The sequence below is a fragment of the Microbacterium hydrothermale genome (assembly GCF_004854025.1).
Classification (GTDB): Bacteria; Actinomycetota; Actinomycetes; order Actinomycetales; family Microbacteriaceae; genus Microbacterium; species Microbacterium hydrothermale.
This window is the reverse complement of record NZ_STGM01000002.1, coordinates 186504-211858: the sequence shown is the minus strand read 5'-3', so window position 1 is coordinate 211858 and position 25355 is coordinate 186504. Positions and strand designations below refer to the sequence as shown.

Here is a 25355-nt window from a genome sequence, read left to right as displayed (position 1 = left end):
CCGTACCCGCTCGCGCGTCCGCTCGCGGGCGGTACGGCGCGGCTCAGCCCACCGTCGGCTGCTGCTGCGTGATGCAGTGGATGCCGCCGCCGCGGTCGAACAGCGGACGGGCGTCGACCGTGACCACGCGCCGGCCGGGGTAGGCCTCGCCGATGATCTCGCGCGCCCGCGCGTCCGCCGCCTCCTCGCCGAAGCCGCACAGGACGACGCCGTCGTTGGTGACGAGGTGGTTGATGTAGCTCCAGTCGACCCAGCCCTCTTCGTCGCGCAGCGTCGCCGGCGCGGGCACGCCGGTGATCGTCACCGCGCGGCCGAGCGCCGCGAACGCGTCGGACAGCTCTCGGCGCACGAGCGTCGACACCTCGAAGTCGGGGTGGGCGGCATCCGTCTGCTCGTGCACGAGCACGTGGTCGGGCGCGGCGAAGGTCGCGACGATGTCGACGTGGCCGTTCGTGCCGAACTCGTCGTAGTCGCGGGTCAGCCCGCGCGAGAGCCACACGGCATCCGTCGCTCCGATCGTGCGGGCCATCTCGGCCTCGACGCGGGCGCGGTCGGCGTGCGGGTTGCGGCGCGGGTCGAGCTGCACCGTCTCGGTGAGCAGCACGGTGCCCTGGCCGTCGACGTGCAGGCCTCCGCCCTCGGCGACGAGCAGGGAGTCGATGCGCTCGGCTCCGACGTGCTCGGCGATCACGCGCGCGAGGAGCGCCGACTTCTGCCACTCGGCCCAGTCGGGGGCGCCCCAGCCGTTGAAGATCCAGTCGACGGCGCCGAGGACGCCCGGGCGCTCCGGGTCGACGACGAAGGTGGGGCCCACGTCGCGCATCCAGAACTCGTCGAGGGGTGCTTCGACGATCTCGACGTCGGCGGAGAGCATGCGCCGGGCGCGCGCGATCTCGGTCGGGTCGACGACCATCGTGACGGGCTCGAACTGCGCGACGGCGTGCGCGACCTCGGTCCACGCGCGGTAGCCCTCCTCGCGGGTCTCGGCGCCCTCGCCGAGGGTGACGCCCTCGCGGGGGAACGCCATCCACGTGCGCTCGTGCGGGGCGGATTCGATGGGCATGCGCCACATGGCGGGCTCCTTGTCGGGGTCAGTATCCGGTGGTGAGAACGCGGTCCAGCGCGTCGACGAAGACGTCGACACCGGCGCGCGTGACCACCAGCGGCGGCTTGATCTTCAGCACGTTCTGGAAGTCGCCGGTCGGCTGCATGATGACGCCGAGCTCGAGCAGGCGGTCGCAGATCGCGGCGGTCTCGGCCGTGGCGGGTTCGAGCGTCTCGCGGTCGCGCACGAATTCGACGCCGAGGTAGAGCCCCGATCCGTGCACGGTGCCGATGAGCGGATGCCGCCCGCCGAGCTCTTCGAGACGGCTCTTCAGGTGCGCGCCGACGACCCGCGCGTTCTCCTGCAGGCCCTCCTGCTCGATCACGTCGAGCACGGCCATGCCGATGGCCGACGACACGGGGGAGCCGCCGGTGGACGAGAAGAAGTAGCCCTGGGTGCGGTAGCGGTCGGCGATCTCGCGGCGCGTGATCACGGCGCCGAGGGGGTGCCCGCCGCCGATCGACTTCGCGACCGCGACGATGTCGGGCACGGCGCCCTGCTGCTGGAAGCCCCAGAACCACTCGCCCAGGCGCCCGTATCCGACCTGCACCTCGTCGGCGATCGCGAGACCGCCGTGGCGGCGGATCGCGGCGTAGACCTGGGTGAGGTATCCGTCGGGCAGGGCGACGCCGCCGGCGTTGCCGAAGTACGTCTCGGCGATCATGCCCGCCGGCGGGCGACCGGATGCAGCGAGCTCGTCGATCACCGCGACGGCTTCGGGGGCGTACTTCGCGGCATCCGCCCCCCGGTGCTTCCCGCGGTAGGAGTTGGCGGCGTCGACCGTGTGCACCCACTCGGGGCGGGTCTCGAGCGCGAACGGGTTGTCGGCGATCGAGGTCGACACGGCATCGCTGGCGTAGGTCCAGCCGTGGTACGCCTCGCGCATCGCGACGATGTCGGGGCGACCGGTCGCGGCCATCGCCAGGCGGATCGCGAGGTCGGTGGCCTCGGAGCCGGAGTTGACGAAGAACACCGTGTCGAACCCCTCGGGGAGGGTCGCGGCGATCCGATCGGCGAAGTCGGCGATCGCGCGGTAGTGGAAGCGCGAGTTGGTGTTGAGCAGGTGCATCTGTCGCGCGCCGGCCTCGACGACGTGCGGGTGGGCGTGACCGACCGAGGCGACGTTGTTGACCATGTCGAGGTAGACGCGGCCGTCGACGTCGATCAGGTGCTCCCTCCACCCGCGTTCGATGCGCGGCGGGGTGCCGTAGTAGTGCTCCTGCACCTCGGCGAGCACTTCGTGTCGCCGGTGCAGCGAGTCGTCGGTCGCGGGAACGGGCGCGGGGACGCCGAGGACCGCACCGGGATCGCCGGCCACCTCCCGCCACGCGTCGGCGAGGGCGCGCGTGGTGCGCGGCGGCGGGACGAGTCCCTCGAACGCTCGGCGGGCCGAGAGGCGCACGCGCGCGGGGAGCACGCCCGCGGCGGGCTCCCCGTCGGCGGTGGTCCACACGAACTCGGCGGCCGCGTCGACGGCGGGGGCGAGCGGCTCGGCCGTCCACACGAGGATGTCGGTCGGCACCGTCTGCGCGGTCGAGGGGAGCGGGTCGACCGTGCCGGTCAGGCGCGCGCGCCAGGCGGGCACCGTCACGACGGCGGCGCCCGCGTCGAGAGCGGCGAGGGCGGCGGCGTCGAGCGTCGCGGCGTCGAGCCACGCGCCGGCGTCGTTGAGGGGCGACTCGGTCGAGGCGTCGAGCTCGACGTGCCGACCGAGGGCGGTGAGCGTCGATCCGGTCGCGACGGGCTCGACGCGGCGCGGCCGGCCGAGGGCCGCGCGGGTGGCGGCGGCGAGCACGGGGAGGGGGACGGATGCCGCCTGCTCGAGGATGCGGAACTCCCGATCGAGGGCGCCCGAGGCGTAGTCGTTCGCGTCGTCGAGGCGCACCTGCGCACGACCGCTCAGCACGAGCACCGCACCGCGGAGCACGACGAGCGGCCAGAGGGCGGTGATCTCGTCGTCGGTCAGGTCGCGGACGCGGTCGAAGGCGCGAATGGCGGGAAAAGCGCTCTCGGGTGTCGCGCCGTCGTGATGCAGCACCGACGACACGGTCACCGCGATCTCGCCCACGCGCCACGACGCGCACACGTCGCCGAAATCGATCACCGCGTCGGGAACCGTCGCACCGGGGGCGCGCAGCACGTTGTCGTCGGTGACGTCGAAGTGGCCGGCCTGCACCGGCAGGGCGTCGGCGACCGGGGCGAGCGCGGCGCGAGCGGCGTCGGCCGCGCGCTGCACGACCTCGCGCACCCCGACGTCCGGTTCGAGGGGCAGCAGCGTGTCGATCACGCGCGCGGCGTGGCGCAGGTCCCACTGCAGCACGCGGCCGCTCGCGGGATGCTCGAAGTCGGCGAGCGAGAGGCTCACCGCGCCGGCGAGGGCGCCGAGTCCCTCGACGACGGCGGGGGAGAGGTACCGCGAGCCCGTGAGGGTGCTCCCCGCGATGTTCTCGATCACGCGGGCGTGGATGCGGCCCTGCGAGCTCTCCCACCACGCCGACATCGCGCCGCGGGGTCCCTCGACGAGGCGCGGGATGCGCACGTACGGGCTGCGGTCGGCGACGAGGGCGGCCGCGGCATCCTGCATGTCGATCTCGGCCTCGCTGAACACCGGGTTGCTCAGTTTCAGCACGCCCAGCGGGAGCGATTCGCCGCGGCGGAAGACGCGGAAGTTCTGGTCCTGCTGACTGCCGAGCGCGTGCACGTCGATCTCGACGCCGAAGGCGTCGGCGAAGAGCGCGCGCACCTCGTCGTCGGAGAGCGTCGGGGTGGGCAGGTCGACCTGGCTGAAGTAGTCGAAGACCGGGATCGGTGCTGTTTCGCTCACGGGCTGTTCCTCGGGTGATTCGGGTGTCACAGGGGAGAGTCGGATGCCGTGCCCACGGCGCCGGCGACGGCTCCGCCGGCGTCGCGCACGGCGACGACGACGAGCGGGCCGGAGGGCGCGACCCACTCGCTCACGGGCTCACCGTACGCGTCGGCGGCGATGCGGGCCACACCGCTCAGGCGGTCGCCCTCGATCTCGACGTCGACCCGCACGCCGTCGACGTAGGCGGCGTGATCGACGGCGTGCGCGCCGGTGATCGACGCGGCGAAGCGCACGGTGCCACCCTCGTGGACGACCTCGTCTATGCGGACGTCGAGCTCTCCCTCGCCCGCCGGTCGCGGTTCGGCGAAGAGCGCCTCGTCGGGCAGGGCGGGCGTGCGGCCGGGGGCGGTGCGCCGCGCCCCGAGGCCGGCGATCGCGGCCCCCAGCTGCACGAGCCGGGTGTCGCTGTAGGCGGGGCCGGCGATAGTCAGACCCACCGGCATCCCGGTGTCGGCCATCGTGCCCATCGGAACGGTGACCGTGGGGATGCCGAGGTGGCGCGGCACGAGGTTGCCGTTCGAGACCCACACGCCGTTGCGCCACGCGATGTCGGCGGAGGCGGGGTTCACGTCCGCGTCGGCGGGACCGACGTCGGACTGCGTGGGGAAGACGACGGCGTCGATGCCTTCGGCATCCATCCACTCCTCGAAATCGACGCGCCGGGTGTGCTCGAGTCCGCGCAGGCCCTCCTCGAGGCTCTCGACCTCGCGCCAGTCGGGCCGCCACTGCTGAGCGCGGGCGACGTACTCGCCGATGTCGTACGAGATGTCGTAGTGCCAGATGCCGTACCGGTCGGGGAGTGCCCCGGGCGGGTGCGGGAAGATCAGCGCGGCGTCCGCGTCGGCGAGGCGGGGCAGCGCGGGGTCCGCATTCGTGCGCAGGAAGGTGTCCATGGCCCACACCGCGAGGTCGCCGACCTCGTCGTCGAGGAACTCCCGCGTCACGAATCCGCGGTCGAGGAAGTCCTCGTCGCCCTCGTGCAGCTTCTCGTACCGGTCGACGACCGGGAAGTCGGTCTCGACGACCTCGGCGCCCGCGGCCTCGAGGTCGGCGCGTAGGTCGTTCCACAGGCTCATGACGCTCTCGCGCGTGACGATCGGCGAGGCGTTGTGCGGATCGCCGTTGATGTAGATGCGCGGCACGGCGAAGCGCCGTCCGGCCAGGGGGAGCGGCTCCAGGTCGGCGAACGATGCGGGGCGCACCTCGGACGGCTGCGGCAGGGCGATGAACGGCTGCGTGCGCCAGAGGTCGCCCTCGGTCTGCGGGTCGTCGGCGACCACGGCATCCAGCACGTGCTGCATGTCGGCGATCGTGCGGGTGTGGGGGACGACGACGTCCATGGTGGGGACGAGCGGCCAGTTGCCGCGCACCGAGATGACTCCGCGCGAGGGGGTGTAGGCGACGAGGGCGTTGTGCGAGGCCGGCGCGCGCCCCGACGACCACGTCTCCTCGCCGAGACCGAAGGCGCAGAAGCTCGCCGCCGTGGCCGTGCCCGATCCGTTGGACGAGCCCGATCCGAACGCCGAGGTGAGGTAGTCGCCGTTGTACGGGGACTCGGCGCGTCCGTGCACGCCGCGCTGCATGCCGCCGGCGGCCATCGGGGGCATCGTGGTCAGGCCCAGGAAGACCGCTCCGGCCGCCCGCAGGCGCTCGATCGCGAAGGCGTCGTCTCCGGCGATGAGGTCGCGGAACGCGGGGGATCCGGATGCCACGGGCAGACCCTCGACGCGATAGCTGTCCTTGGCGGTGAACGGGATGCCGTCGAGCGGGCCGATCGCCTCGCCGCGGGCGCGGCGCCGGTCGCTCTCCCGCGCGTGCGCGAACGCGCGGGGATCGAGGACGGGGACGCTCTGCAGGCGGATTCCGGAGCGGTCGTACGCCGCGATGCGGTTGAAATAGCGGGCGACGAGCTCGACACTGGTGACGTCGCCGGCGTCGAGGGCGGAGCGCAGTCGGTCGATGTCGGCTTCGACGACGGTGAAGGCCTCGGTGGTCATGGCGAAAACCTACACCGTTTGTTTTACGGGGGCGAGAGGGAATTTCCGGCACCGGAGTGCTCGCGCCGCTCGCGGCAAGCGGTACCGCTCCCGCGTCCGCGCCTGACACGATGCGGGGATGGAAGCCCCCACCGACGAGCCCGCCCTGCTCCCCGATCGTCCGCGCGTCGACGCGCGTCGGCCCCTCGCCCTCATCGTGGGCGTCGTCGCCGCGGTGCTCTTCGTGGCGCTGCGTCTGGCCGTCGACCTCGACGGCGGCGCGCCCCTCGCCTTCGACGTGTGGTGGGACGACGCGATGGCCGCGCTGGCGAACCCCGTGCTCGTCATCATCGCCTGGATCCCCGCCACGGTCGGCGGGACGATCGGCATGATCGCGATCGGCGTCTCGACGACGATCGTCTTCCTGCTCGTCAAGCGGCCGTGGGACGCGCTGAACGTCGCCTCCGCGATCGCCCTCGTCGTCCTCATCGGCGCCCCGCTCGCCGCCGTCATCGCCCGCGCGCGCCCCTCCGACTCTCTCGCCGAGACCCAGGCGACCTCGTTCCCGTCCGGGCACACCGCCGTGGCGACGACCATCGCGGTGACCCTCGCGCTCATCCTGCGCCGCGGGTGGATCTGGGCCGCGGGTGTCGTCTGGGTGCTGCTGATGATGTGGAGCCGCACCTATCTGCACGCGCACTGGCTCTCGGATGTGACGGCCGGGCTGCTCGAGGGGGTCGCCGTCTCGACGCTGGTCTGGGCGCTGATCGAAGTGTGGCGCGTACGTCGCGCGCAACGGGTGGTCGGTGACGAGGGCTGAGCGCTAGCGTGCTCGGATGACTTCCGCCTCCGCCTCCGCGTCCGCCGCCGCCGACAAAGCGCAGGACTCCACCGCTTTCCGTGTCGCGGCCCGGATCGGCTACGTCGTCCTCGGCCTGCTGCACCTGCTCATCGGCGCGATCGCCGTCTCGATCGCGACCGGCGGCGGCGGCGAGAGCGCGGATCAGAGCGGAGCGGTCCAACAGGTGGCCTCCGCTCCCGCGGGCATGCTGCTGCTGTGGGTGATCGTCATCGGCCTCGCGGCTCTCGCGGTGTGGCAGATCGCCGACGCCGTGGCGGAGCGCGACCCCGACGCGAAGAAGCGCTGGGCGCACCGTGCGAAGTACGTCGGCACCGCCGTCGCCTACGGGGCCATCGGGGCCACCGCGTTGACCGCCCTGATGGGCGGGCGATCCGAGTCCGCCGACCAGTCCCGCACGATGAGCGCGCAGCTCATGGCGTCGCCGGGCGGCCTCGTCGTGCTGGTGATCATCGGCCTCGCGGTCGCGGCGATCGGTGTGGCCTTCGTCGTCCGCGGCATCACGAAGGCGTTCATGAAGAACATCTCCGCTCCCGGGGGCGCCGCGGGGCGCGGCATCCGGATCTTCGGCATGGTGGGCTACATCGCGAAGGGCATCGCGATCGGCGTGGCCGGCATCCTGTTCCTCGTCGCGGCCTTCGCGCACGACCCGAACGCGGCGGGTGGGCTCGATGCGGCCCTGCGCTCCCTCGCGGGACTGCCGTTCGGGCAGTTCGTGCTGTGGCTCGTGGGCGCGGGCCTCGTCGTGTACGGCCTGTTCTGCTTCGCTCGCGCGCGCTACGCGCGGATGTGAGCTCCGCTCAGTCCGTGCGCGGGCGCGGGCGCGCTCCGGCGATCAGCAGCGACAGACCCAGTTCGAACGCCCGCGTCGCGACCGGGTCGGCCGGGTCGTGCGCGTCGAGGGCCGCGTAGGCCGCGGCGAACCGCGGCACGTCCTGCTCCTGGCCGGTCGGGTCGAAGATGACGGTCGGGCCGCTTCCGTCGAGGACGCTGCCGAGGATGAACGACTCGAACGCCGTCAGCAGCGGGAGGATGTCGTCGCTCGTCCATCCCACGCGTTCGGCGGCGACGGCGAAGTCCTCGTACTGCGACATCAGCAGCGGTGCCGACGCGCGGTTGCCCATCAGCAGGGGGATCGCGCGCGGGTGCAGGCGGAACGCGTCGCGGTACGAGCGCGCCCACAGCAGCAGCCCCTCCTCCCACTCCCGATCGCGCAGGAACGAGGAGTCGATACGCGACGACACGATCGCCCGCACGTCCTCGATCAGGGCGGCGAGGTTGGGGACGTGGTTGTACAGCGACGTGGGGTGCACCTTCAGGCGGTCGGCGACGCGGCGGATGCTCGCTCCCTCGCTGCCGTCGCGGTCGACGAGGGCGAGGGCGGCGCGGGCGATCGCGTCGCGGGAGAGCTTGGGCTGGGTCGGCCGGGGCACGGCGGGGCCTTTCGGTGGGGTTCGACCACGCTACGCGATGCGGCGTGTTTCGGCCGTGTAAGGCATTCGTGACGAGTTGTCGACGCCGCCGACGATGCGCGCGAAGACGCCGTAGCGTTCTTGAAACCTACGCTGTATGTTTCTCGCAGCCCGGGATTCGAGGAGGTTTCCATGGCTGCCATCGTCTTCACGGGCGGCGCGATCCGGATCGACGGACGCTCACCCGACGTCGACCGGCTGGCGGTCGTCGACGGCGTCATCGCCGAACCGCGGCATCCGGTGCCCGCCGAGGCCGAGCACGTCGACCTCGAGGGCGGGCTCCTGCTCCCCGCGTTCCGCGACGGTCACGCCCACCCCCTCCTGGCCGGGCGCGAGCGCACGGGACCCGCGCTCCGCGACGCCGCCGACGTCGACGAGATCGTCGGCCGCGTCCGCGCGTGGGCGGCCGCGTCCGACGCCGCGTGGCTCGTCGGCGGCAGCTACGACGCCACCATCGTCGAGGGCGGCCTGTTCGACGCGCGCTGGCTGGATGCGGCGACCCCCGATCGCCCCGTCGTTCTGCACGCCTGGGATTACCACACCGCCTGGGTCAACACCGCGGCGCTGCGCGCGGCCGGAGTGGATGCCGACACCCCCGACCCCGCGCTCGGCCGCATCGTCCGGCGGGCCGACGGGTCGCCGTCGGGCACCCTCGTCGAACGACCCGCCATCGACCTCGTGCTCGACCACGCCCCGCGCCCCGCGGAGGAGGACGACGTCGAGGCGCTCGCCGCGGCCACCGCTCACCTCGCGGCGCAGGGCATCGCGTGGGTGCAGGAGGCGTGGACCGAGCCGCACGACGTCCCCGCCTGGATCGCGGCCGCCCGCGCCGGGCGACTCGCCGTCGACGTCGACCTCGCGCTGCGCGCCGACCCCACCCGCTGGCCCGCCCAGGTGGACGAGATGCGTCGCCTCGCCGCGCGGATCTCGGCCGAACCCGGTCTGACCTGCCGGACGGTGAAGTTCTTCGTCGACGGCATCCTCGAGAACCACACCGCCCACCTGCTCGAGTGCTACCACGACGCCCGCACCCGCGGCCTGCCGAACTGGCGACCCGCGGAGCTGGCCGCGGCCGTGGCGCAGTGCGACGCGGCGGGCTTCGACGTGCACCTGCACGCCATCGGCGACGCCGCCGTGCGCGCCGCGATCGACGCGGCCGAGGGCATCCGCGACAGCCTCCGCCGCGGCCGGCGGTTGACCATCGCCCACGCGCAGGTCGTCGACCCCGCCGACCTGCCGCGCCTGCGCGACCTCGACGTCGGCTTCTGCTTCCAGCCCCAGTGGGCGATGGCCGACGCCGTGATGACCGAGCTGACCCTGCCGCGGCTGGGACCGCACCGCGAACGCCAGTACCGCATGCGGGCGGCCCACGACGCCGGGGCCCGCCTGAGCTTCGGCAGCGACTGGCCCGTCACCTCTCCCGACGTCCTCGCGGGCCTGCGCACCGCCGTCACCCGCCAGGACCCCGACGGGCTCCCCGCCGGCGGCTGGCAGCCCGAGGAACGACTCACCCTCTCCGACGCCATCGACGCCGCCACGAGCGGCGTGGCCCTCCAGGCCGGCGATCACGATAGCCGCGGCACCCTGCGTCCCGGCATGATCGCCGACCTCGTCTGGCTCGACCGCGACATCCGCAGCGGCCCCGCCGACCGCATCGCCGACGCCCGCATCCGGGGCACGTGGCGACGCGGCATCCGCACCTTCCGCGACGTCGCCGCGACGGCCGCCCACTGATCCCGAACAGGAACCCGATGTCCGCAACCGACACCTCGCTGCGGCGAGTGATGGGAGTGCCCTCCCTCGTCATCTTCGGCCTGGCCTACATGGTGCCCCTCACCGTGTTCACCACGTACGGTCTCGTCGCCGTCACCACCGGCGGTCACGTGCCGACGGCCTACCTCGTCACGCTCGTGGCGATGCTCTTCACCGCCTTCAGCTACGCCGCGCTCGTGAAGGCCTTCCCCCGCGCGGGCAGCGCCTACACGTACGCCCGCCGCGCGTTCGGGGGACACGTCGGCTTCCTGACCGGGTGGTCGCTCATGATCGACTACCTGCTGCTCCCGCTCATCAACTACGTGCTGATGGGCATCTACCTCAACGCCCAGCTCCCCGGCATCCCGCCCTGGGTGTTCGCCCTCGCGGGCGTGCTCCTGATCACGGGACTGAACATCGTCGGCATCACCGTCGTGCGCAACGCCAACCTCGTGCTCGTCGGCCTGCAGCTCGTCTTCGCCGCCGTCTTCGTCGTGTGCGCGGTGCTGCACGTGCTGCAGAACCCCGGCGTCTCGCTCCTGCAGCCGCTGTACGACGCCGGTCTGACCTTCCCCGGTCTTCTCGCCGGTGCCGCGATGCTCGCCCTGTCGTTCCTCGGCTTCGACGCCATCTCGACGCTCTCCGAGGAGGCCCGCGACGCGCAGCGCACCGTGCCCCGCGCGATCATCCTCACGACGGTCATCGGCGGGCTCATCTTCACGGTCATCGCGTACGTGTCGACCCTGGTCATCCCGAACGTCGCGGATCTGGAGAACCCGGATGCCGCGGCCAACCAGATCATGGAGGTCTCGGCCGGTCGCTGGCTCGAGGTCTTCTTCCTCGTCGCCTACATCGCGGGCTGCATCGCGGCGGCGCTGGCCTCGCAGGCGAGCGTCTCGCGAATCCTCTTCGCGATGGGCCGCGACGGGGTGCTGCCGCGCTTCTTCGCCCGGCTGAGCCGCCGTTACCAGACCCCGATCGGTGCGGCGCTGTTCGTCGGCGTCGTGTCGCTGGCCGCCCTCTTCGCCGACCTCAACACGGTCGCCTCGCTCATCAGCTTCGGGGCTCTCGCGGCCTTCTCGCTCGTCAACCTGTCGGTCGTGAAGCACTTCCTCTTCGACGAGCGACGCCGCGGGGCGGCGGCCATCGTGCGGTTCGGGGTGCTCCCGGGCCTCGGCTTCGCCCTCACCGCCTGGCTGTGGTTCAGCCTGTCGCCGCTGGCCCTCACGGTCGGGCTGGTGTGGATCGGCGTCGGCATCGTCTGGCTCGCCGTGCTCACCCGCGGCTTCCGCCGTCGCCCGCCCGAGGTGGAGTTCGACGACGAGGCCCCGGCTCCGGAGCGGGTGATCGCCTGAGCGGTCGCCGGTGGGCGCGCGCAAGCGACGCCCACCGGCGCCTCACCAGGCCCCGGCCTGGTAGTGCGACTGCACTTCGGCGGGCGTGAGGGCTCGCGTGTAGACGGCGCCGTACTGCAGGTTGCCGACGAAGTTGGTCGGCGGGGGAAGAACGGAGAGACCCGCATCCGGCCAGTACGTGAGTCGCCCGCACCCGAACCGCCAGTACCCGACATAGTTCTGAGCGCTGGTCGAGGGATCGCTGCCCACCAGCACGCCGTCCACGTAGAGAGCGGTGCCCTGGGCCGAGAGCGTCGCGACGACGGCATGCCAGGCCCCGTCGGCGTAGGAGCGACCGGGAGGGGTGACGATGGACATGAAGTAGTTCGGGAAGGTGCCGAACACGACTCGGCCGGCCGTGTCCAGGTAGATGTGGCGGTCCCAGTAGTCGGGGTCGAGGGCGATCCCGTTTCCGTTGCCGAACCCGGCGATCTTGCCGCTGGGACGGGTGGTCGTGGAGAACCAGACCTCGAGCGAGAACGATTCGGGGTCATTCACGGGATTGGGGACGAGGAGGCACTGCGAGCCGCTGAACCGGGTGGATCGGGCGGGGACGTCGTGCCGGCATCCGATCGAGGCCGTCGTCACGGGCGGCAGCGACCACGTCCCGGTGCGGCCGTTGCCCGAGATGTCGGTCTCGCCGGTGCCGGTCGTGCCGCCCATGGCGTACGCGGCGTAGACGTCGGCCGGTACCGGGGTCGCCACGCGCGAGACGGCGTCGCGGCAGGTGCGCGGCGCGACTCCCGCGGTGTCGGCCGTGTTCCTCACCGACGCCGAGAAGACGGCTCCGGAGGTCGACAGGGTGGTCAGCGCGATCACCGCGAGGATGGTGAGCAGCGTCAGGGGGAGCAGCACGGTCCGCGCGCGGCGGTCGGGGCGCTCTCGACGCCCGTCGGGCGGGGGATCGTCGTCGGGGCGGATCGCGAGGGAGGCGAGGAAGGGCGTCAGGCACAGCAGGCACAGCACGACGCGGGTCACCAGATCGGGGTCGGGGACCGCCGTCAGCGAGAACAGGCCCGAGGGCAGCTGGTCGGTGGTGAGGACCACGGCGTGCTGACCGCTCGTCAGTCGGGTGGATCCGGCCAGCACCGGCAGGATGCCGGTGTTGACGACGTTCATGAGTGCTCCGGCGCCCGCGTCGGCGGCCCGGAAGTCCAGCAGGCGCAGGTTGAACCAGGGGCGCAGCCAGAGCGTGACCGCGGTGAGCGTCACCGCCCATCCGGTGAGCCGCACCGCCCAGGACCACGACGCGCGCCCGCGGCGGAGGCGGGCGACGACCTCGACGACGGCCGCGCCGAGCAGCAGCCACGGCGCCGCCAGGGCGAGGAACCCGATGCCGGGGACGATGGCGATCGCCGAGCCGACGACCTGGTCGGCCGAGAGGGCCCAGGCGTCGTCGGCGCCGTTCAGATCGCCCCGCGTGCGCAGGACGCCGTCGTGCTCCGCGACGAGACGGTGGGTGACGGTGCGCCCGTCGACCTCGAAGGTGATCACGTCGCCGACGGCGTAGTCCGCGGACGGGCGCACCACCACGAGCGAGCCCACCGGAGCCGCCTCGGCCATGCTCGGCGTCTCGACGACGAAGGCCCGAAGGCCCCCGGCGACGCCGACGACCGCGGTCGCGATGGCCAGGACGGCGATCGCGACCGCGGCGATGAGGGCGGCTCGACGTCGCGCGCGAGGGCGGGGTGCGTCGGGAAGTCCGCTCACGCGCTCGCGCGGGGGATCACGACGTGAAGGTCCAGGTGAGCACCTGCGAGACCTGGAGGTTCGAGTAGGTGCCGCCGATGGAGGACGGGAGCGTCACGGCGAACGACACGGGGATCGTGGTCCCCGCGGTGACGCCGGTCGAGCCGATCTTGTTCAGCACGTCGATCGAGGCGGTGAGACCCGCGAGCGTGCCGGAGTAGAGCGTCGACGACCCCGAGGTGATCGCGACGGTCATCTGCGAGCAGAGGTCGCTCGCGGTGCCGTGACTGGTGGCGCTCGCCGCCTGGGTGCAGGTGCCGGGCGTCAGCGAGAAGGCCGTGGCCTTCACCGATCCCGTGTTGGTGATGTTGACGCTCGTGGTCACGGTCTGGCCGGGCGTCATCGTGACGTTGCCGCCGTACTTGTTGATCGTCGAGCAGGTGGCGGAGTTCGTCGACACCGATCCGCCGTCCGTGCTGTTGCAGACCGTCGTGCCCGCCGAATCGGTCTCGCGCATCGTGAGCGAGCCGGCCCCGGCGGTGTCGACGGTGTTCTGGATGGAGGCCGTGAACGCGGCCACCGTCGGGGAGAGGCCGAGCGCCAGGATCAGCGAGGCGAGGCTCCCGGCGAGGACGACGGGCAGGGCGAGCCGACGGCGTCGTCGCGCGGACGGGGCGGGGGTGGATGAGGTCACGGGAACTCCTAAGCGATGCCGCGGATGAGGGGTGTGCACGCTCATCACACGCTGCGCCGGGAGGGCTCGAGATCGCGCCGCGATCGAGGGAGGCGGGGTGTCGTCGCCCCCGCCGCGACCGGCCGCCGGAGGCCGGGACGCCGCACGCTGCGGCGCCGCTGGAGGATTCGCTCTTGAACTCACCCCGAAGGCGGGGAGGAGTCGCCTCGCTGCGGGCGTTGTTCTCTCCGCCCGCACGCCCTCGGTTCTCAGGGGGTGAGGACCGTGACCCCCGCCTCGGCGAGGGCGGCGGCCAGGTCGCGGGAGGGAGGAGCGTCCGTGATGAGGTAGTCGGCCTTCTCGAGCGGGGCGATCTGGGCGAACAGGCGACGGTCGAGCTTGGTCGAGTCGGCCAGGATCGCGATGCGATCGGCCTTCTGGATCATCTCGGTCATCATCGTCGCGTCGCCCAGGTTGCTCGTGGAGAACCCGGACGCGTCCACGGCGCCGACCGCGATGAGCGCGTAGTCGGCGCGGATGTCGACATCGGGGGCGTGGGAGTTGGTGGCCAGGGTCACCGGTCCCGTGGTCGCCTGCGTGATGGTGCGGACGGCGCCCCCGAAGATGAACAGGTCGCGGAACGCCGACGGCGAGATCTCGGCGGGGATGCGCAGATTGTTCGTCGCGATCGTCAGGTCGCGGTGGTTGCGCAGTGCGCGGGCGACGGCGAGCGTGGTCGTGCCCGCGTTGAGCATGAGCACCGACCCGTCCTCGACGAGGTCGACCGCGAGCGCGGCGATGCGCTCCTTCTCGGCGATCTGCATCTGCGATCGCACGTCCAGCCCGCGGTCCCGTCCGGGGACGGACATGGCGCTCACCGCGCCGCCGTGGGTGCGGACGACGATGCCCTCGCGGTCGAGCTGATCGAGGTCGCGGCGCACCGTGTCGATCGAGACGCCGAAGTGCGAGGCGAGGTCGACCACGGTGACCTGCCCGGAGTCGGCGACGTACGCGGCGAGCTCCGCCTTGCGGCCGGCCGGCAACCGCCTCTTCGTCGTGGCTGTGGATGCGTCCATGCGGTCATCTCTAGCACAGCACGGCAACGGAATCCGCAGAATTCATCCGAAAACAGCAAGGAACAGCAGGAAAGCCCGTAGTTCCGCCGGATTTCCTGCGCTTGGATGCCGCAATTGTCACGAATCTGCATCGGAACCTTGACCGACCCCGCAAGACAGCGCATACTCATGCTGAAAGACGCAAGAACGCGCAGAACAGCGCGAAATGCAGCAGATCTCAACGAGGAGAAACGATGGACAACAGCGGGCGCCGGCGTCGGAACGCCATCAAGCTCGTCGGTGTCGCAGCAGCGGCCACGACCCTCCTGGCCATGGCGGGGTGCTCGTCGAACACCTCGGCCACCTCGGCCGACGGGGACGTCACGATCGAGTTCGCGCAGTGGTGGGAGCCGGAGCTCGGCGACGGCCAGTTCCGCGGTCTCATGGACCAGTTCGAGCAGGAGAACCCCGGCATCAAGGTCGATCTGGTGAGCGGACCCTACGCGTCGACGAAGGAGCAGCTCTTCGCCGGAGCCGCCTCGGGGACGATGCCCGACGTCGTCGGCCTCGACGGCGCCTGGGTCAGCGACTTCGCCAAGCAGGGCGTCATCGCCGACCTGTCGAAGCTCATGAGCGACTCCGGATACGACGAGAGCCAGCTCGCCAGCCAGATCAAGGTCGACGGCAGCACCTACATGATCCCGGTCGTGAACTTCGTCTACCCGATGTTCACCAACGACGGCCTCCTCTCGCAGGCGGGCGTCTCGGCCCCGCCGTCGACGCGCACCGAGTTCGCCGACGCGGCGAAGAAGATCAAGGCGCTCGGCGGCGACGTCTCGGGCTGGGTTCTCCCGCTCTCGCTCGAGGCCCCGAACGGCGTCCAGAACGACGTCATGTCGTGGGTCTGGGCCTCGGGCGGATCGATGCTGAAGGACGGCCAACCCGACCTGACCAACTCCGACGTCTCGTCGGCGACCGACTACATCCAGCAGCTCTGGGACGACGGCGTCATCGCCCCCGGATCCTTCACCATGAAGGAGCAGGACAAGGTCGAGGAGTTCACCAACGGCCGCGTCGGGATGATGATCGACTCGCTCGCGCACATCAACCTGATCCGCGAGTCCAACCCCGACCTGAAGTTCTCGATCTCGGCCATCCCGGCCGAGGACGGCTTCTCCGGCGAACGCGGCATCCCCTACGCCTCGTGGGGCATCGGCGTGGCCGAGAACTCCGAGCACAAGGATGCCGCCTTCAAGCTCGTGCAGTTCCTCATGAGCAAGGACGTCAACAGCGAGCTGTCGACGATGGCGAAGGCCTTCCCGGGCAACACCGAGAGCGTGCCCACCTTCGTCGAGGACGACGAGCTGTTCAAGACGGCCTTCGACATCTACAAGAAGGGATACCCGGCGAACGAATTCACCGGTCTCCCCGTCGCCGAGGAGCTCATGCGCCAGTTCGGCGAGCAGTTCCAGTCCGCGCTCGACGGTCAGCAGTCCATGAGCGACGCGCTGAAGAAGTCGCAGGACGAATGGACGTCGGAGTTCTGATCCGACCCTGATCCGGGATGCCGCACCGCCCGCGCGGGTGGTGCGGCATCCCGCTCATCGAAAGCCGCACACCATGACCATGCGCACTCTCACTCCCCCCGACACCGAGGTGATCGTCACCGGACGACCCGCCTCGCGCCGCACCCGCCAGCTCCGCAAGGCCGGCGAGGCGTACGTCTTCCTGTCGCCCACCCTGATCCTGCTGTTCGTCCTGATGATCGTCCCGATCGTCATGGTCATCGGCTACTCGTTCCAGGACAACGTCATCCTGAACAAGAGCCCCGACCTGGTGGGCGTAGACAACTACGTCGCGATCCTCACCGACCCGGGCTTCTGGAAGGCCACGGGCAACACCCTCTTCTTCACGTTGACCAGCGTCGCCGCTCACCTCGTCCTGGGCCTCACCTTCGCGATGCTGCTGAACAGCCGGCTCATCGGCGCCGTGCCCCGCGCCGTGTTCCGCGGCCTCTACGTGCTCCCCTGGCTGTTCACGGTCGCCGTCATCGCGGTGCTGTGGCGCATGCTGCTCGCCCCGAACGGCATCGTCAACTTCCTCCTGAACACGAACATCGAGTGGCTCGCGTCGCCGCAGCTGGCCCTCGGCACGGTCACCTTCATCAACATCTGGGCCGGCTACCCGTTCTTCATGGTCAGCCTGCTCGCGGGCCTGCAGGGCATCCCGAGCGACCTGTACGAGGCCGCCACCGTCGACGGGGCGAGCCCCGCGCAGCGGTTCTGGAACGTCACCGTCCCGCAGCTGCGTCCGATCATCGTCAGCCTCGTGCTGCTCGACCTCATCTGGACCTCCCAGCAGTTCGCCCTCATCTGGCTGACCACGGGCGGCGGTCCCATCGACGTCACCGAGATGCTCAGCACCTTCACCTACAAGCTCGCGTTCGCGAAGTACGACTTCTCCATGGCATCCACCTCGGCGGTGCTGGTGCTGGCGATGTCGATGATCATCGCGGTGCTCTATGTCCGCCACCAGAAGGCGAGGGACTGACATGGCCCTGACCACCCCCGCGCGGCCGCGCACCGCGGCCGCACCCGCGCCCCGGCGCACGACGAACAGCCGCACGCGTCGCCGTCTCGCCCAGGTCGGCGTGCTCGTCGGCCTGCTGATCGGAGCGGTCTTCGCCGCCGGTCCCGTGCTGTGGATGCTGTCGAGTTCGTTCAAGTCGAACACGCAGATCTTCGAGCTGCCGCCGCGCCTGATCACCGACACCTTCTCGTTCGACGCGTACGCGTCGATCTTCACCAACCCCGAGACGGTGCGGTTCTTCATCAACAGCTACGTCGTGGCCGGGGCCGTGACGATCCTGACGCTGCTCGTCGCCATCCAGGCCGCGTACGCGTTCAGCCGCTTCGAGTTCCGCGGCAAGCGCATCGTCAACGTCATCATCGTCAGCGTCCAGGCGGTGCCGCCGATCACGCTGCTCATCCCGTACTTCGGCCTGATGGTCGGGCTGGGGCTGTACAACACCTACCCGGGCCTGATCTTCACCTACATGGTGTTCACGCTGCCCTACGCGATCATCATGATGACCGGCTACTTCAACACACTCCCCAAGGAGCTCGACGAGGCCGTCCGCGTCGACGGGGCCGGCTCCTTCACCGCCCTGTGGCGCGTCCTCGTGCCGATCTCGATCCCGGGCATCGTGTCGGTCGGCATCTACACCTTCATGATCGCGTGGAACGAGTTCCTGTTCGCGCTCACCCTCACGCGCACGATCGACATGCGCACGGTGCCCATCGGCATCCAGCTGCTCATGGGACAGCACTCCTACGAGTGGAACCAGATCATGGCGATGAGCATCCTCGGCTCGATCCCGGTGCTGGTGCTCTTCCTCTTCTTCCAACGCTTCTTCATCAGCGGCCTCACGGCCGGCTCCGTGAAGAGCTGATCCCGCCTACCCAACCCCGAACAAGGAGAAATCCGTGCTTTACACCGGCAAGTCCATCCTCGACGTGGCGAACGCCCACAGCTTCGCCATCCCGGCCTTCAACATCAGCGACTGGGCGATGTTCACCGGGATCATGGACATCAGCGAGGAGAAGAACGCTCCGGTCATCATCGCCATCCACCCCGACGAGGTCTCGCACATCACGACCGACCTCATCCCCGCGATGCACGCCCGCGCGCACCGCTCGAGCGTCCCCGTCGCGATCCACTGGGACCACGGCGGAACGTACGAGCAGATCGTCGCCGCGATCCAGGCGGGCTTCACCTCGGTCATGATCGACGCGTCGCTGGAGCCGTTCGAGCAGAACGTCGCCCTGACCCGCAAGGTCGTCGAGGCGGCGCACGCCGTGGGCGTGCAGGTCGAGGGCGAGCTCGGCACGATCGGCGCGAACGACAGCTACGGCGAGTCGGGTGCGGCCGAGATCATCTACACGAACGTCGACGACGCGGTGCGCTTCGTCGAGCAGACCGGCGTCGACAGCCTCGCGATCGCCATCGGCACCTCGCACGGGCTCTACCCCTCCGACAAGAACCCCGAGCTGCGCCACGATCTGCTCGAGCAGATCAAGGCGGCCGTCGGCATCCCGCTGGTGCTGCACGGCGGATCCAGCAACCCGGATGCCGAGCTCTCGCGCGCCGTGTCGCTCGGCATCAACAAGATCAACATCTCGAGCGACATCAAGGTGGCGTACCACGACCGCATGCGCGAGGTGCTCGGCACCGACCGGCGCCTGCGCGAGCCCAACGCGATCCAGCCCGAGTGCATCGCGGCGATGAAGGTGACCGCGGCCGAGAAGATCGACCTGTTCGGCGCCGCCGGCAAGGCCGACCTGTACTGACCGGAGGATGATCGGCGCCATGGCAGATGACCTCGTCCTCGGACTCGGCGGCACCGTCGACTACGAGATCCGATGGGATGCCGCCGTCCTGTCCGCGCTCGCGGAGGGGTACGGCATCCGTTCCGACGAGCTGACCACCACGACGCCGATCATCGACGAGCGGGCGCTCGTCGTGACGGTGCTCGCCTTCCTCGCCACGGGCGGGGGAGGCGAGCGCTTCGTCCTGTCCAGCGACATCGTCGAGCGCTTCGCCGCGCACTTCGAGGTCGAGACCACCCTCGGGGGGACGGGGGTGCGGGCCGGGATCGCCCTCGACCGCATCGGCGTCCCGACCGTGCAGCACCTCGTGAGCATCGACGAAACGGTGCGGCGGCTGCTCCCGCGGTCGATGCGCGTGGTGTCGTCGGCCACGCGCGACACGCTCGACCCGCACCTGATCGTGCAGTACCCCGCGGGCGCGATCGTGCGTCTTCTCGACGGGGAGGTGAGCGCGCCCTCGTCGAACCGGATCATCTTCGCCAACGACGCCCCGAACCGCGAGATGGCGATCGCCCCCGCCCTCGGCGACGCGCTCGCGGACGCCGCGGCCTTCCTGGTGTCGGGGTTCAACACGATGCAGGATGCCGACCTGCTCGCCCACCGGCTCGACGACCTCGTCGCGGCGATGGAGAGGCTCCCCGCGGAGGCTCTCGTCTACTACGAGGACGCCGGGTTCTACCGGCGCGAGCTGTCGGCCGTCGTGCGTGCGCGCCTGCTCTCGCGCATCGACGTGTACGGCATGAACGAAGACGAACTGCAGGAGTACCTCGGCCGCGCGGTCGACCTGCTCGACCCCGACGACGTCGTCGCGGCGCTCGCCGAGGCGCACGAGCTCATCCCGGCTCCGGCGCTCGTGGTGCACACGAAGTACTGGGCGATCGCGGTGGGGCCGCGGGCCGCGATCCATCGGGCCGCCCTCGACAGTGCGGTGCGCACCGCGGCCGCGCGCTACCGGTGGGGTGATGCGTGCACCGCGGCCCACCTCGACGACACGGCGCGCCTCGCGCGTCACGCCGGGGGAGCGGCGGTGGTCGCCGCCGCCGAGCGGCGGTTGCCGGCGATCGGCGTCGCCGCGCACGTGGTCGACACCCCGCATCCCACCACGATCGGCCTCGGCGACACCTTCGTCGGCGGGTTCCTGGCGGCGGTTCCCTCCGCGGCCCGCCGCGCGACCGCGGTCGCCCTCGAGCGGGCTCTCGACGCGGCGGCGACGATCGCGCGTTGAGCCGCGCGCCGAGATGCGCCGGCCGCCCCGGCGGCGGGTGCGCGGTTCAGCGCGTGGCGGTCGCGGCGTCGGGGTCGGAGAACGGGCCGCACGCCGCGATGACTCGGCGCAGCGCGACCGCGGCCTCCCACGCGTCGAGGGGTTCGTCGTCGGCGTCCACCCGTCGGAGGTGCCGCGTGTAGGCGGTGAGCGCGGCCTCGGACTCGCGCAGCTGAGCGGCGGTGCCCTCGGGCTCGGGAGGGGTGGTCACCAGTCGCGCCACCGCGCGGACGGCCTCGGCGAGGACGCGGCGCGCCTCGTCGGGGAGGCGCGCGTCGACGTCGGATCCGCCCGTGAGCCGTGTCAGGGCGGCGGCCAGTTCGCGCGTGGCGTCGGCGGTGCCGGTGAGCGCGTCGAGGCGTCGCCGCCCGAGGTCGCGCGGGGCCTGCAGTCGGCGCCCGCGGGGGTTGTAGCGGCGGCTCTCATCGGCCAGCTCCACCTCCTCGCGCACGTCGGTCAGCGTGCCCGTGAGGCCCGCGGTCGCCTCGTCCGCGGCGGAGGGGTCGAAGGCGTGGCCGGCGAGGGCGTCGGCGATGCGGTGCAGGGCGTCGCCCAGATCGTCGCGCAGTCGGGTGAGGCGATCGTCGGCCCGCTCGACGCGCAGCGGAGGGACGACGACGAGGTTCACCACGACGCCCACGAGCACTCCGAAGGCCATCGTCATGAGGTACGACGACGAGTAGCCGTCGGGGTCGGCCCCGCCCAGCAGGAGCACGAAGAGACCGGCGACGGCGACCCAGTCGCGGCCGACGCCGAGCGCGCGCACCCCCGCGAGGAGCACGCCGACGAGGATCACGGTGGCGACCGCGACGATGCGCGGCAGACCCGTGCCCACCACGGCGAGCGAGACGAGGCCCAGGCCGATGCCGAGTGCCAGACCCACGACGGCCTGAACGCCGCTGGAGGCCGAGCGGGCCACGGTCGGGTACATGCTCACGAGCACGCCGAGCGGCGCGTAGTACGAGTACTCGCTCTGCGCGAACGGGACGAGGGGCGCCAGGTACCAGGCGAGGGCCGCGGCAGCGGCGGTCTTTGCCGCCAGCAGCAGCCGATCGGCCGTGACGGCATCCGCCCACCATCGTCGAGGATCGAGCGCGGGCGGGACGGTCCGGCGCGCGGAGCGCGTGCGGGGGCGAGTCGGCACGTGTCCATGCTCGGTTGCGGACGAGCCGGTGTCCCGGGGGTTGCCCCGCTTGCGGCTGCGGGTTAGGTCAGCGGCCGGGGCGGTAGGCGTCCCACAGCACGTGCGCGTGCCGGGCCTTCGCCTGCTCCACGCCGTCGTCGTCGTTGCGCGCGGCGCTTACCCACTCCGCGAGTCGGCTGGCGACGGCGCCGAGCACCATGCGCACGTCGGCGTGACGAGCGGGCGGGACCGCGGCCTCGTCCGCCGGCATCCGCCCCTTCGCCGGAAGGTCGTCGGCGATGTGGCGCTTCACGAGACGCGCGACGCCCACGGCGTGGCTGTTGACCACGCAGTGCGCGGCCCCCTCGATCTCCCACCGTCGCGCCGACCGGGCGCGCGCGACGAGGCGCGAGTGCAGGCGTCGCGGCGACGGGCGGTCGAACTCGCCGCGCACGAGGAGCAGGGTGGCCCGGCCCGCGCCGATCCGGTCCGAGATGCGGTAGCGCAGCATGTGCGGGAGGGTCTCGAGGAAGTAGAGCAGACCGCACAGCAGGTAGGCCGAGAGGGCGAGCAGGGCGATGTGCAGCGATTCGCGCACGGTCGACTGCACGAAGCGCACGGCCTGGACGAGGGCGCCCGACTCGGCTTCGTCGACGACCGGGCTCACCAGCACGGCGTGCGAGAGCGCGGGTCGACGGGCGAGAACCTCGGTCACGACCTGAGTGCCCATCGAGTGCCCGATGAGCACGGGGTCGGCCAGGCCGTAGTGGTCGAGCACCCCCTCGACCTGGTCGGCGAAGAAGGCGGCGGTGGGCGGCTGCCCGGATGCCGGCACCCCGGCGAATCCGGGGAGGTCGAGGGCGTAGACGTCGCCGTCCTCGGCGAGCAGCGGCGCGAGGAACTCGAAGTAGGTCGAGGCGACCCCGATGCCCGCGATGAGGACGAACGGGCGCTGCGACCCGGCGCCGGACGACACGCGCGTCACCCGCGTGCGCACGCCCGCCGCACGGTACGTCTCGACCTGCACGTCGACGGGGCGGGGGTCGGAGGCCATCGGACCAGGATGCCGTATCCGGCTGGGCGACCTGTCAATCCCGGGGTCCGCGCCCACCGCGGCGCCTAGCCTGCCGGAATGAGCGATACCTCCCGCGAAGAAGAGACCCTGGGTGCCGTCCGCGAGGGCGACAACCCCGCCGAGAAGGACCCGTCCGACTGGGTCACCGGCGACGAGCCGATGACCGCGCCCCAGCGCAGCTACCTCGACACCCTGGCCCGCGAGGCGGGCGAGGAGGTCCCGGCCGACCTCACCAAGGCCGAGGCCTCGGAGCAGATCGACCGCCTGCAGAACGAGACCGGCCGCTCCACCGAGTGAGCCGCCGCGGCACCGGTCCGATACCGGTGCACGAGGGCCGGGGCGTCCCGCGCGAGCCGATCAGGCCGTGTGCGACGCCCCGGCGTCCGCGGTCATGTCGTCGATGTCCTCCCGCTCGCCTCGCGCGATGTCGTCGAGGAAGTCGGCGACGATCCGACGCTCGGCCGGACCGAGCTTCGCCGCGGCGGCGACCGCGGAGGCCCGCCGCACCGAGAGGATGCGCCGGGCGGGGGACGACGCGTCGATCGTCTCGCGGACGACGATCGATCGACGATCTCCGGGGTAGGGCTCGCGCTCGACCCACCCCGCTTCGGCGAGGCGGTCGATCAGCGCCGTGGTGGCCGCCGACGAGATCCCCAGCATGCTCGCGAGCATGCGCGGGGTGACCGGCTCGTCGTCGGGCAGGCGCTGGAGGAGGAAGCGCAGGACCTTGGCGTCGTTGGGGCCGATGCCCAGGGACTGCAGGGCGACGCGCTCGGATGCCACGCCCGAGTCGGTGAGGTCGTTGAGGGCTTTGACGACGTCGTCCGTCGATGCCGTGTCGCTCATGTCCCTCCCCGTTGTCTCTCGGTGCGCTAGTGTCTCGACAGGCGATCAAGGCGACTGTCGAGTAGGTAGCTGATCTACTTACCATCGTACCTGTCCGCCATGCGCACCGGCAGGGGGCTGGACGCGGGCCCCTGTCATAAGATGCCCTGGTGGAAAACGGGTCCGAGACGTCGCGCTACTGGTACGGCGCGAGCGAAGAAGACCGTCGTCGCCGGGCCGTCGACGTGCTGCAGGCGTTCCGCGTCTACCGCGCCGCCGAGGTCGCGATGCGCCGGCGCACGCGCGAGTCCATGTCGATGGGCGAGAACGAGCTGCTCGTCCTGCGCTACCTGTTGAAGGCCGCCGGCCAGAACCGCCAGGTGTCGCCGAGCGAGCTCACCCGCTATCTCGGCGTCTCCACGGCGTCGACGACCGCGATCGTCGACCGGCTCGAGAAGTCGGGTCACGTCACGCGCGTGCCTCACCCGAGCGACCGGCGCAGCATCTTCATCGTCGCGACCGCCGCGAGCGACGAAGAGGTGCGCGCCACCCTGGGGTCGATGCACGCGCGCATGATGGCGGCCGTCGTCGACATGACCCCCGAAGAGAGCTCCGCGGTCATCGCCTGCCTGGGCCGGCTCCAGGATGCCGTCGACCAGGTCGACCCGCACCCGGTGGAGGCCGAGGCCGCTCGCTGAAGCCGTCGCGACCGCGCGGGAAGCATCGGCCCCTAAGAAGGTAGGCGGCCTTCTTTCCCGCGCAGCATTAGGCCGCCCGGCGCGGTCGTGAAACCATGAGGTCATGGACGAGAGCGCGGTGGATCGGATGCCGTCCGCGCGCGCGTCCGAGGCCGCGCACGTGGTCGACGGGGTCGAGGTCGCCTCGTTCCGCGGGGTGATCGATCGTCTGCGCGCGGACTACCCCGACGAGGACCCCGCGCACATCGAGACCGTCGTGCTGCGCGAGTGGGAGGCCTTCTCGGCCGGTCGGCCGCTGGTCGTCCCCACCGCGGTCGAAGAGGGCGCTCGCGAGATCCTCGACCAGCCGCTCGTCTGACTCAGGCGCCGGGATGATCCGGCTCGGGGACGAGGAGCAGGCCACCCGACGAGTTCGCCGACGTCGCGAGGGCTTCGATCCACGCCCGGCTGAGCAGCGCGGGCTCGGGGTCGTCGAACACGAACCTCAGCGGGATCGACGGGTGCAGCCAGACCGTGCTGCGGCCCACCTCCTGGCCGGGACCGTGCGTCCACGACAGGGTGAAGCTCTCCCCCCGCCGGAGCTTGGTCGCGATGACCACCTTGACGTGCGCGAGAGCACGATCCTCGATCTCGATCGGCGTAGCGACGTCGCCGTAGTAGAGCGTTCCCACACGGGCACGTTAGTCGCCCCCACGCCCGACGGGGGCCGGGGTTGCCCCGCGCGCGGGGGCGTGGCATCCCGGGCGTGCCCGCCGTGGTCGGCGATCGGGGGCGACGCGCTTCACGGACGACGCTGCGTTCCTCGACTAGGCTTCTGCGCATGGGCCGATTCATCTACGACACCGTCGCGAACGCCGTCGACATCGATGACCGCACGCTCGCGCACCTGCGCATCGTGGTGATGAACAAGCTGCGCCGCTCGGAGTCGTTCATGTTCGACGTCGAGGTCGGCGACGGCAGCGGCCGTCGCAGCTTCTGGATGCACCCCTCGGTGCCGATCCAGTTCCACTTCTACGGCAGCCGGCAGCCCCGCATCAACCGCGTGTGGGTCGAAGACCTCATGCTCGCGGCATCCGGCCCCAACGGTCTGGCCATCACGCCCGAGCCGAGCGAAGACGCCCACGTCGAAGAGGGCTGACCC

Annotated in this window: 23 protein-coding genes and 1 pseudogene; 13 read left to right on the top strand and 11 right to left on the bottom strand. The window is 71.3% G+C overall.

What is annotated here, in order from left to right; genetic code table 11:
• Positions 1–43: 43 nt before the first annotated feature.
• The 3 genes and pseudogenes from FB047_RS04635 to FB047_RS04625 form a co-directional block, all read right to left on the bottom strand.
• Positions 44–1072, bottom strand: a complete 1029-nt coding sequence (locus FB047_RS04635) for an agmatine deiminase family protein (RefSeq protein WP_240752626.1) — start codon at positions 1070–1072, stop codon at positions 44–46.
• Positions 1073–1091: 19 nt separating this feature from the next.
• Positions 1092–3929 carry an aminotransferase class III-fold pyridoxal phosphate-dependent enzyme gene (locus FB047_RS04630; protein ID WP_240752624.1) on the bottom strand — a complete coding sequence of 946 codons (2838 nt, stop codon included), beginning with the start codon at positions 3927–3929 and terminating at the stop codon, positions 1092–1094.
• A gap of 365 nt (positions 3930–4294) precedes the next feature.
• Positions 4295–5968 (bottom strand): annotated as a pseudogene (locus FB047_RS04625) (amidase); the annotation flags it as partial.
• 118 nt (positions 5969–6086) lie between these two features.
• Here FB047_RS04625 and FB047_RS04620 point away from each other — a divergent pair.
• Entirely contained in the window at positions 6087–6767 is a 681-nt protein-coding gene (locus FB047_RS04620) for a phosphatase PAP2 family protein (protein ID WP_136586038.1), read from the top strand.
• A gap of 16 nt (positions 6768–6783) precedes the next feature.
• Positions 6784–7599: a DUF1206 domain-containing protein gene (locus tag FB047_RS04615; RefSeq protein ID WP_136586037.1), complete on the top strand. Its 816-nt coding sequence runs from the start codon at positions 6784–6786 to the stop codon at positions 7597–7599.
• Between the two features lie 7 nt (positions 7600–7606).
• Here FB047_RS04615 and FB047_RS04610 read toward each other — a convergent pair whose 3' ends face one another.
• On the bottom strand, positions 7607–8239 hold the full coding sequence (locus FB047_RS04610) for a TetR/AcrR family transcriptional regulator (RefSeq protein ID WP_136586036.1): 633 nt from the start codon (positions 8237–8239) through the stop codon (positions 7607–7609).
• Between the two features lie 171 nt (positions 8240–8410).
• Here FB047_RS04610 and FB047_RS04605 point away from each other — a divergent pair, with 171 nt between their 5' ends.
• Together FB047_RS04605 and FB047_RS04600 are read left to right on the top strand one after the other, a co-directional pair.
• On the top strand, positions 8411–10012 hold the full coding sequence (locus FB047_RS04605) for an amidohydrolase (protein ID WP_136586035.1): 1602 nt from the start codon (positions 8411–8413) through the stop codon (positions 10010–10012).
• 17 nt (positions 10013–10029) lie between these two features.
• A complete protein-coding gene (locus FB047_RS04600) occupies positions 10030–11385 on the top strand; it encodes an APC family permease (RefSeq protein ID WP_136586034.1) in 1356 nt (451 codons plus the stop codon).
• 42 nt (positions 11386–11427) lie between these two features.
• Here FB047_RS04600 and FB047_RS04595 read toward each other — a convergent pair whose 3' ends face one another.
• The 3 genes from FB047_RS04595 to FB047_RS04585 form a co-directional block, all read right to left on the bottom strand.
• Positions 11428–13134 (bottom strand): LamG-like jellyroll fold domain-containing protein, encoded by a 1707-nt coding sequence (locus FB047_RS04595; RefSeq protein ID WP_136586033.1) that lies wholly within the window; start codon positions 13132–13134, stop codon positions 11428–11430.
• A 16-nt stretch (positions 13135–13150) separates the two neighbouring features.
• Positions 13151–13807 (bottom strand): hypothetical protein, encoded by a 657-nt coding sequence (locus tag FB047_RS04590; protein WP_136586032.1) that lies wholly within the window; start codon positions 13805–13807, stop codon positions 13151–13153.
• 248 nt (positions 13808–14055) lie between these two features.
• Positions 14056–14862, bottom strand: coding sequence for a DeoR/GlpR family DNA-binding transcription regulator (locus FB047_RS04585; protein WP_136586031.1), 807 nt, complete (start codon positions 14860–14862; stop codon positions 14056–14058).
• A 233-nt stretch (positions 14863–15095) separates the two neighbouring features.
• Between FB047_RS04585 and FB047_RS04580 the strand changes: the two genes are divergently transcribed.
• The 5 genes from FB047_RS04580 (at position 15096) to FB047_RS04560 (ending at position 20454) form a co-directional block, all read left to right on the top strand.
• A complete protein-coding gene (locus FB047_RS04580; RefSeq protein ID WP_136586030.1) occupies positions 15096–16388 on the top strand; it encodes an ABC transporter substrate-binding protein in 1293 nt (430 codons plus the stop codon).
• A gap of 73 nt (positions 16389–16461) precedes the next feature.
• Positions 16462–17391: a carbohydrate ABC transporter permease gene (locus FB047_RS04575; RefSeq protein WP_136586029.1), complete on the top strand. Its 930-nt coding sequence runs from the start codon at positions 16462–16464 to the stop codon at positions 17389–17391.
• Position 17392: 1 nt separating this feature from the next.
• Positions 17393–18292, top strand: a complete 900-nt coding sequence (locus FB047_RS04570; RefSeq protein ID WP_240752622.1) for a carbohydrate ABC transporter permease — start codon at positions 17393–17395, stop codon at positions 18290–18292.
• Positions 18293–18326: 34 nt separating this feature from the next.
• Positions 18327–19190, top strand: coding sequence for a ketose-bisphosphate aldolase (locus tag FB047_RS04565; RefSeq protein WP_058622467.1), 864 nt, complete (start codon positions 18327–18329; stop codon positions 19188–19190).
• A gap of 19 nt (positions 19191–19209) precedes the next feature.
• On the top strand, positions 19210–20454 hold the full coding sequence (locus tag FB047_RS04560) for an ADP-dependent glucokinase/phosphofructokinase (protein WP_136586028.1): 1245 nt from the start codon (positions 19210–19212) through the stop codon (positions 20452–20454).
• 46 nt (positions 20455–20500) lie between these two features.
• On the opposite strand, the gene FB047_RS04555 is transcribed toward FB047_RS04560, so the two are convergent.
• Complete coding sequence (locus FB047_RS04555; protein ID WP_136586027.1) at positions 20501–21637, bottom strand: FUSC family protein; 1137 nt, start codon at positions 21635–21637, stop codon at positions 20501–20503.
• A 67-nt stretch (positions 21638–21704) separates the two neighbouring features.
• Entirely contained in the window at positions 21705–22670 is a 966-nt protein-coding gene (locus FB047_RS04550; protein WP_136586026.1) for an alpha/beta fold hydrolase, read from the bottom strand.
• 78 nt (positions 22671–22748) lie between these two features.
• Between FB047_RS04550 and FB047_RS04545 the strand changes: the two genes are divergently transcribed.
• The gene (locus tag FB047_RS04545; protein WP_136586025.1) at positions 22749–22988 is read left to right on the top strand and encodes a DUF3072 domain-containing protein; all 240 of its coding nucleotides are present in this window, start codon (positions 22749–22751) and stop codon (positions 22986–22988) included.
• Positions 22989–23048: 60 nt separating this feature from the next.
• Here FB047_RS04545 and FB047_RS04540 read toward each other — a convergent pair whose 3' ends face one another.
• Entirely contained in the window at positions 23049–23537 is a 489-nt protein-coding gene (locus FB047_RS04540; RefSeq protein ID WP_136586024.1) for a MarR family winged helix-turn-helix transcriptional regulator, read from the bottom strand.
• Positions 23538–23686: 149 nt separating this feature from the next.
• On the opposite strand from FB047_RS04540, the gene FB047_RS04535 reads away from it, so the two are divergent.
• Positions 23687–24214 (top strand): MarR family winged helix-turn-helix transcriptional regulator, encoded by a 528-nt coding sequence (locus FB047_RS04535; protein ID WP_136586023.1) that lies wholly within the window; start codon positions 23687–23689, stop codon positions 24212–24214.
• Positions 24215–24317: 103 nt separating this feature from the next.
• Positions 24318–24572, top strand: a complete 255-nt coding sequence (locus tag FB047_RS04530) for a three-helix bundle dimerization domain-containing protein (protein ID WP_136586022.1) — start codon at positions 24318–24320, stop codon at positions 24570–24572.
• 1 nt (position 24573) lies between these two features.
• Here FB047_RS04530 and FB047_RS04525 read toward each other — a convergent pair whose 3' ends face one another.
• Positions 24574–24885 (bottom strand): DUF7882 family protein, encoded by a 312-nt coding sequence (locus FB047_RS04525; protein WP_136586021.1) that lies wholly within the window; start codon positions 24883–24885, stop codon positions 24574–24576.
• A 149-nt stretch (positions 24886–25034) separates the two neighbouring features.
• Between FB047_RS04525 and FB047_RS04520 the strand changes: the two genes are divergently transcribed.
• Entirely contained in the window at positions 25035–25352 is a 318-nt protein-coding gene (locus FB047_RS04520; RefSeq protein WP_055959437.1) for a DUF7882 family protein, read from the top strand.
• Positions 25353–25355: the final 3 nt, after the last annotated feature.

Bases quoted from the DNA above. Each gene is read 5' to 3' on its own strand.
- FB047_RS04635 (WP_240752626.1), bottom strand. From the start codon at position 1,072: ATGTGGCGCATGCCCATCGAATCCGCCCCGCACGAGCGCACGTGGATG.
- FB047_RS04620 (WP_136586038.1), top strand. From the start codon at position 6,087: ATGGAAGCCCCCACCGACGAGCCCGCCCTGCTCCCCGATCGTCCGCGC.
- FB047_RS04615 (WP_136586037.1), top strand. From the start codon at position 6,784: ATGACTTCCGCCTCCGCCTCCGCGTCCGCCGCCGCCGACAAAGCGCAG.
- FB047_RS04605 (WP_136586035.1), top strand. From the start codon at position 8,411: ATGGCTGCCATCGTCTTCACGGGCGGCGCGATCCGGATCGACGGACGC.
- FB047_RS04600 (WP_136586034.1), top strand. From the start codon at position 10,030: ATGTCCGCAACCGACACCTCGCTGCGGCGAGTGATGGGAGTGCCCTCC.
- FB047_RS04585 (WP_136586031.1), bottom strand. From the start codon at position 14,862: ATGGACGCATCCACAGCCACGACGAAGAGGCGGTTGCCGGCCGGCCGC.
- FB047_RS04580 (WP_136586030.1), top strand. From the start codon at position 15,096: ATGGACAACAGCGGGCGCCGGCGTCGGAACGCCATCAAGCTCGTCGGT.
- FB047_RS04575 (WP_136586029.1), top strand. From the start codon at position 16,462: ATGACCATGCGCACTCTCACTCCCCCCGACACCGAGGTGATCGTCACC.
- FB047_RS04570 (WP_240752622.1), top strand. From the start codon at position 17,393: ATGGCCCTGACCACCCCCGCGCGGCCGCGCACCGCGGCCGCACCCGCG.
- FB047_RS04560 (WP_136586028.1), top strand. From the start codon at position 19,210: ATGGCAGATGACCTCGTCCTCGGACTCGGCGGCACCGTCGACTACGAG.
- FB047_RS04550 (WP_136586026.1), bottom strand. From the start codon at position 22,670: ATGGCCTCCGACCCCCGCCCCGTCGACGTGCAGGTCGAGACGTACCGT.
- FB047_RS04545 (WP_136586025.1), top strand. From the start codon at position 22,749: ATGAGCGATACCTCCCGCGAAGAAGAGACCCTGGGTGCCGTCCGCGAG.
- FB047_RS04540 (WP_136586024.1), bottom strand. From the start codon at position 23,537: ATGAGCGACACGGCATCGACGGACGACGTCGTCAAAGCCCTCAACGAC.
- FB047_RS04530 (WP_136586022.1), top strand. From the start codon at position 24,318: ATGGACGAGAGCGCGGTGGATCGGATGCCGTCCGCGCGCGCGTCCGAG.
- FB047_RS04520 (WP_055959437.1), top strand. From the start codon at position 25,035: ATGGGCCGATTCATCTACGACACCGTCGCGAACGCCGTCGACATCGAT.